The sequence below is a fragment of the Thauera phenylacetica B4P genome, from assembly GCF_000310225.1.
Lineage (GTDB): Bacteria > Pseudomonadota > Gammaproteobacteria > Burkholderiales > Rhodocyclaceae > Thauera > Thauera phenylacetica.
In genome coordinates, this window is sequence record NZ_AMXF01000245.1 from 1 (window position 1) to 5,947 (window position 5,947).

The following is a 5,947-nucleotide window of genomic DNA, read 5'->3' on the forward strand; positions in this document are numbered from 1 at the left end:
CAGCTGGCGGCGGCGCTGGCCGGCGGCACGCTGGCGGCGGGCGCGCACTTCGCCAAGGCGGGGGCGCGCGCGGCGATCAACACCTCGCCCGAGCCGGTGAGCAACGTCACCACCTCGCTCGGCGAGGACGCGATGTTCGCCGGCGGGTTGTGGCTGCTGCTGCAGGAGCCGCTGTGGTTCCTGGTGGCGCTGGTGGTGTTCGTGGTGCTGGCGGTGGCGCTGATCGTGGTGCTGTGGCGCTTCCTGCGGCGGGTGTTCCGCCCGCGCTTGCGACCGGAGCGACCCGCATTGCCCGCGCCGTGAAGCCTGCAGGGACAACTTTCTGAATTCCGACAAGAAGCTGGAGACGACATGTTCGACAAGATCCTGATCGCAAACCGTGGGGAAATCGCCTGCCGCGTCATCAAGACCGCCCGCCGCATGGGCATCAAGACCGTCGCGGTGTATTCCGAGGCCGACGCCAACGCCCGCCACGTGCGCCTGGCCGACGAGGCGGTGCTGATCGGCCCGGCGGCGGCGCGCGAGTCCTACCTGGTGATCGACAAGATCATCGCCGCGGCCAAGGCCACCGGCGCCCAGGCCATCCACCCGGGCTACGGCTTCCTGTCCGAGAACGAGGACTTCTGCCACGCCTGCGAGCGCGAAGGCATCGTCTTCATCGGCCCGCCGGTGTCGGCGATCCGCGCCATGGGCTCGAAGTCCGAGGCCAAGAAGCTGATGGAAGCGGCCGGCGTGCCGCTCACCCCCGGCTACCACGGCGACGACCAGGAGCCCTCGTATCTGCACCAGCAGGCCGACGCCATCGGCTACCCGGTGCTGATCAAGGCCGCGGCCGGCGGCGGCGGCAAGGGCATGCGCCTGGTGGAGAAGTCCGAGGACTTCATCGACCTGCTCGCCTCCTGCAAGCGCGAGGCCAGCTCCAGCTTCGGCGACGAACACGTGCTGGTCGAGAAGTACATCACCAAGCCGCGCCACATCGAGATCCAGGTCTTCGGCGACACCCACGGCAACGTGGTGTACCTGTTCGAGCGCGACTGCTCGGTGCAGCGCCGCCACCAGAAGGTGCTGGAAGAGGCGCCTGCGCCCGGCATGACGCTCGAACGGCGCGCGGCGATGGGCAAGGCCGCGGTCGAAGCGGCGAAGGCGGTGGGCTACGTCGGCGCGGGCACCGTCGAGTTCATCGCCAACCAGGACGGTTCGTTCTACTTCATGGAGATGAACACCCGCCTGCAGGTCGAGCACCCGGTCACCGAGATGATCACCGGGCTGGACCTGGTGGAGTGGCAGCTGCGCGTGGCCTCGGGCGAGAAGCTGCCGCTGGCGCAGGAGCAGCTGCAGATCCGCGGCCATGCGCTCGAAGCCCGCATCTACGCCGAAGATCCGGCCAAGGGCTTCCTGCCGTCGACCGGTAAGCTGGTGCACCTGGCGCCGCCCGGCGAATCGCTGCACGTGCGCGTCGACACCGGCGTCGAGGAGGGCGACGAGATCAGCCCGCACTACGACCCGATGATCGCCAAGCTGATCGTGTGGGACATCAACCGCGACCGCGCGCTCGCCCGCATGCTGCAGGCGCTGGCCGACTACCGCGTGGTGGGGGTGGCCAACAACATCGAGTTCCTGTCGCGCCTCACCGCCTGCCCGGCCTTCGCCGGCGCCGACCTCGACACCGGCCTCATCGAGCGCGAGAAGGCCTACCTGTTCCCGGCCGAGGAAGGCGTGCCCGACGAGGTGCTGCAGATCGCCACGCTCGCCGAGCTGCTGCGCGAGACGGCCCTGGCCGACAAGCGCGCCCAGCGCACGGCAGACGCGCGCTCGCCCTGGCATGCGCGCGACGGCTGGCGCATGAATGCCACCGCCCGCCGCACCCTGCTGTTCCGTTTTGGTGAGACCGAGCGCGCGGTCGACGTCGCCTACCTGCCCGGTGCGTACCGGCTGACGATCGACGGCCGCAGCGTCGAGGCGCGCGGCGAGCTCAACCCGCGCGGCCTGCTGCGCGTCGAGCTCGACGGCACGCGCATGGACGCCACCGTGATCGCAGCCGCCGGCCGCCGTCACGTCTTCGCCAAGGGCCGCGCCTGGCAACTCGCCGCGGTCGATCCGCTGCACCACGGCGGCGAGGGCGGCGGTGCCGAGGGCGGGCTGATGGCGCCGATGCCGGGCAAGGTCATCGCCCTGGTCGCCGCCGAAGGCGCGAAGGTGGAGAAGGGCGCGCCGCTCTTGATCCTGGAGGCGATGAAGATGGAGCACACCATCACCGCGCCCGCTGCCGGCACGGTCAAGGCCTTCCGTTTCGGCGTCGGCGACCAGGTCGGCGACGGCGCCGAGCTGGTGGAGTTCGAAGCCGCCGCAGCATGAGTCGCTGCTGACCGTCAGTCGTTGGCACGCGTGCCGATCGCGGCTTCCGCCCCACACGACAAGCGCACACCGGCCCTGTGGGGGCGACTGTCTGTAGGAGCGGCGGAAGCCGCGAACAATGGCGGCATCGGTGCGCGCCGGCCGGATCGAGCGCGGCGTGCACCCTGACAAAGCATCATCAGAACGAGAGGAGAGAGGGCGACACGATGAGTACCCAGAGCTACGTCCACGGTGCATCCGACAAGCAACTGATCGGCCAGACCATCGGCCGCTTCTTCGACGACGCCTGCGCCCGCCACGCCGAGCGCGAGGCGCTGGTGGTGCGCCATCAGGGCGTGCGCCTCACCTACGCGCAGCTCAAGAGCCGGGTCGACGCGCTCGCCTGCGGCCTGATGCGCCTGGGCCTCGAACCCGGCGAGCGCATCGGCATCTGGTCGCAGAACAACATGGAGTGGGCGCTGACCCAGTTCGCCAGCGCCAAGGCCGGCCTGGTGCTGGTCAGCATCAACCCCGCCTACCGCCGCTCCGAGCTCGAGTACGCGCTCAACAAGGTCGGCTGCCGCGCGCTGGTGCTGTCGCCCGCCTTCAAGACCAGCAACTACCTCGAGATGGTCGCCGACCTCGCGCCCGAGCTCGGCCACTGCGAGCCGGGCCTGCTGCGCAGCCACCGCCTGCCCAGCCTGGAGATGGTGATCCGCATGGGCACCGACACCTCGCCCGGCATGATCAACTTCGACGAGCTGCTGCGCGCGCCCAGCCGCGAGGAGCTCACCGCGCTCGCCGTGCTGTCCGAGAAGCTGCAGTTCGACGACCCGATCAACATCCAGTTCACCTCCGGCACCACCGGCCACCCCAAGGGCGCGACGCTGTCGCACCACAACATCCTCAACAACGGCTTCTTCGTCGGCGAGGCGATCAAGCTCGTGCCGGGCGATCGTGTGTGCATCCCCGTGCCGCTGTACCACTGCTTCGGCATGGTGATGGGCAACCTTGGCTGCCTCACCCACGGCGCCACCATGGTCTACCCGGCCGAGGCCTTCGAGCCGCTGTCGGTGCTGGAGACCGTGGCGCAGGAGAAATGCACCGGCCTCTTCGGCGTGCCGACGATGTTCATCGCCGCGCTCGACCATCCGCGCTTCGCCGACTTCGATCTCTCCAGCCTGCGCACCGGCATCATGGCCGGCAGCCCGTGCCCGATCGAGGTCATGAAGCGGGTGATCGGCAAGATGAACATGCGTGAAGTGACCATCGCCTACGGCATGACGGAGACCTCGCCGGTGAGCTTCCAGAGCGGCACCGACGACCCCATCGATCGCCGCGTGTCCACCGTCGGCCGCGTCCAGCCCCATCTCGAGGTGAAGATCGTCGACAACGAGGGCCGCATCGTGCCGCGCGGCCAGTCCGGCGAGCTGTGCACCCGCGGCTACTCGGTGATGCTCGGCTACTGGGACGACGAGGCCAGGACGAAGGAGGCGATCGACGCCGGCGGCTGGATGCACACCGGCGACCTCGCGGTGATCGACGACGAGGGCTTCTGCAACATCGTCGGCCGCATCAAGGACATGGTGATCCGCGGCGGCGAGAACATCTATCCGCGCGAGATCGAGGAGTTCCTCTACGCCCATCCCAAGGTGCTCGACGTGCAGGTGGTCGGCATCCCCGACCAGCGCTTCGGCGAGGAGCTGTGCGCCTGGATCATCCTGCGCGAGGGCGAGCGCCTGTCCGAGGACGAGGTGCGCGAGTATTGCAAGGGCCAGATCGCGCACTACAAGATCCCGCGCTACATCCGCTTCGTCGACAGCTTCCCGATGACGGTGACCGGCAAGATCCAGAAGTTCCTGATCCGCCAGCGCATGAAGGAAGAGCTCGGCCTCGACGAGGCGAAAACCGCCTGATTATCGTAGGAGCACCGGAGCCGCGCATGCCTCCTGTAGGAGCGGCGGCAGCCGCGAACACGGTGCCAGATCGCGCACGCGAATCCACCTTGCCCGATGGTCGGGGCTTCGCGGCTGCCGCCGCTCCTGCATCTGTGTGACCCCATTCCCGAGGAGATCCCGTCCATGGCCAGTTCCATCCTTCCCGCTGCCGTCCGCATCGTCGAGATGGGCCCGCGCGACGGCCTGCAGAACGAGAAGCAGCTCGTCTCCACCGACACCAAACTCGAGCTCGTGCGCCGCCTCGAGCGCGCCGGGCTGAAGGCGATCGAGACCACCTCCTTCGTGTCGCCCAAGTGGGTGCCGCAGATGGGCGACAACGCCGAATTGCTGCCGCGCGTGCTCGCGGCCGCCGCGCCCGGGGTCGCCTATCCGGTGCTCACCCCCAACCTGAAGGGCTTCGAGGCCGCGCTCGCGGCCGGGGCGAAGGAGGTCGCGGTGTTCGGCGCCGCCTCCGAGTCCTTCAGCCAGAAGAACATCAACTGCTCGATCGCCGAGTCGCTCGAGCGCTTCCGCCCCGTCACCGACGCCGCGCACGCGGCCGGGGTGAGGGTGCGCGGCTACGTCTCCTGCGTGGTCGGCTGCCCCTACGAGGGCGCGATCGCGCCGCAGGCGGTGGCCGACGTGGCGGCGACGCTGCTGGACATGGGCTGCTACGAGGTCTCGCTCGGCGACACCATCGGCGTCGGCACGCCGGCGAGCATCCAGCGCATGCTCGAGGTGGTCGCGAAGCGCGTGCCGGTCGAGAAGCTCGCCGGCCACTACCACGACACCTACGGCATGGCCGTGGCCAACGTGTATGCGTCGCTGGAGATGGGCGTGGCGGTGTTCGACGCCTCGGTCGGCGGGCTCGGCGGCTGCCCCTACGCGGCGGGCGCGTCGGGGAACGTCGCCACCGAGGACGTGGTCTGGTTGCTCGACGGGCTCGGGATCGACACCGGCGTCGACGTCGACGCGCTCGTCGACACGGCGGCGTGGATCAGCGCCCAACTCGGTCGCGAGCCGGCCTCGCGCGTGGCGCGGGCGGTGCTGGCCAAGCGTGCCAAGGTGGCGTGCGCCTGAGGAGGGCAGTTCGTGGGCAAGCCTCCTCCCCACGCGCCCGTCCGTGGCGAACCTGCTGTGGAAGCGGGCTTGCCCGCGAACATGGCCGCCAGGAACGGCGATGCGCCGAGCAGTCCGCCAGGCTTGCCGGGCTGTTGCCTGTCGTGCCCGGCTGCGGCTCGTTCATAATGGGCGTCGCAAGCAACGAGGCCGCGCGCACGTACGCGCGGCCCGCAACCGACAGAGAGCGCCTCCATGAGTATTCCTTCCCCCTGCACCAACGTCTGCCGCATGAGCCCCGACACCGGCTGGTGCGAGGGCTGCCAGCGCACGATCGACGAGATCACGCGCTGGAGCCGCACGACCGACGACGATCGCCGCGACATCCTCGCCGCCGTGGCCGAGCGCCGCGAGCGCTCGGGCGCAGCCGGCCGGGCCGTGGAGACGCGGGCATGAGCGGCGATGCGCTGTGCGTCGGCGTGTGCATGATCGACTGGGACTCGGGCGTGTGCCTGGGCTGCGGGCGCACCGCCGACGAGATCAACGGCGTGCCCGCGCCCGCGCCGGACACGAGCGCCGCCGCGCAGCCGGATGTCGCCGCGGCGCGGCCGGCCGGC

Annotated in this window: 6 protein-coding genes; all 6 read left to right on the plus strand. The window is 69.9% G+C overall.

Going from position 1 to position 5,947, the window contains the following annotated elements; translation table 11 throughout:
• The coding region (locus C667_RS19510) for a DUF4126 domain-containing protein (RefSeq protein WP_004377838.1) at positions 1-303 on the plus strand (303 nt) is incomplete at its 5' end.
• A 48-nt stretch (positions 304-351) separates the two neighbouring features.
• Positions 352-2,355, plus strand: a complete 2,004-nt coding sequence (locus C667_RS19515) for an acetyl-CoA carboxylase biotin carboxylase subunit (protein ID WP_004377840.1) — start codon at positions 352-354, stop codon at positions 2,353-2,355.
• 206 nt (positions 2,356-2,561) lie between these two features.
• Positions 2,562-4,250 (plus strand): AMP-binding protein, encoded by a 1,689-nt coding sequence (locus C667_RS19520; RefSeq protein ID WP_004377841.1) that lies wholly within the window; start codon positions 2,562-2,564, stop codon positions 4,248-4,250.
• A 165-nt stretch (positions 4,251-4,415) separates the two neighbouring features.
• The gene (locus tag C667_RS19525; RefSeq protein ID WP_004377842.1) at positions 4,416-5,351 is read left to right on the plus strand and encodes a hydroxymethylglutaryl-CoA lyase; all 936 of its coding nucleotides are present in this window, start codon (positions 4,416-4,418) and stop codon (positions 5,349-5,351) included.
• Between the two features lie 234 nt (positions 5,352-5,585).
• On the plus strand, positions 5,586-5,786 hold the full coding sequence (locus C667_RS25205) for a DUF1289 domain-containing protein (protein ID WP_083881364.1): 201 nt from the start codon (positions 5,586-5,588) through the stop codon (positions 5,784-5,786).
• The coding region (locus C667_RS26555) for a DUF1289 domain-containing protein (protein WP_004377846.1) at positions 5,783-5,947 on the plus strand (165 nt) is incomplete at its 3' end. The genes C667_RS25205 and C667_RS26555, both read left to right, overlap by 4 nt.

Excerpts from the sequence above, each read along its gene's own strand:
- C667_RS25205 (WP_083881364.1), top strand. The coding sequence starts at position 5,586 with ATGAGTATTCCTTCCCCCTGCACCAACGTCTGCCGCATGAGCCCCGAC.
- C667_RS19525 (WP_004377842.1), top strand. The coding sequence starts at position 4,416 with ATGGCCAGTTCCATCCTTCCCGCTGCCGTCCGCATCGTCGAGATGGGC.
- C667_RS19515 (WP_004377840.1), top strand. The coding sequence starts at position 352 with ATGTTCGACAAGATCCTGATCGCAAACCGTGGGGAAATCGCCTGCCGC.
- C667_RS19520 (WP_004377841.1), top strand. The coding sequence starts at position 2,562 with ATGAGTACCCAGAGCTACGTCCACGGTGCATCCGACAAGCAACTGATC.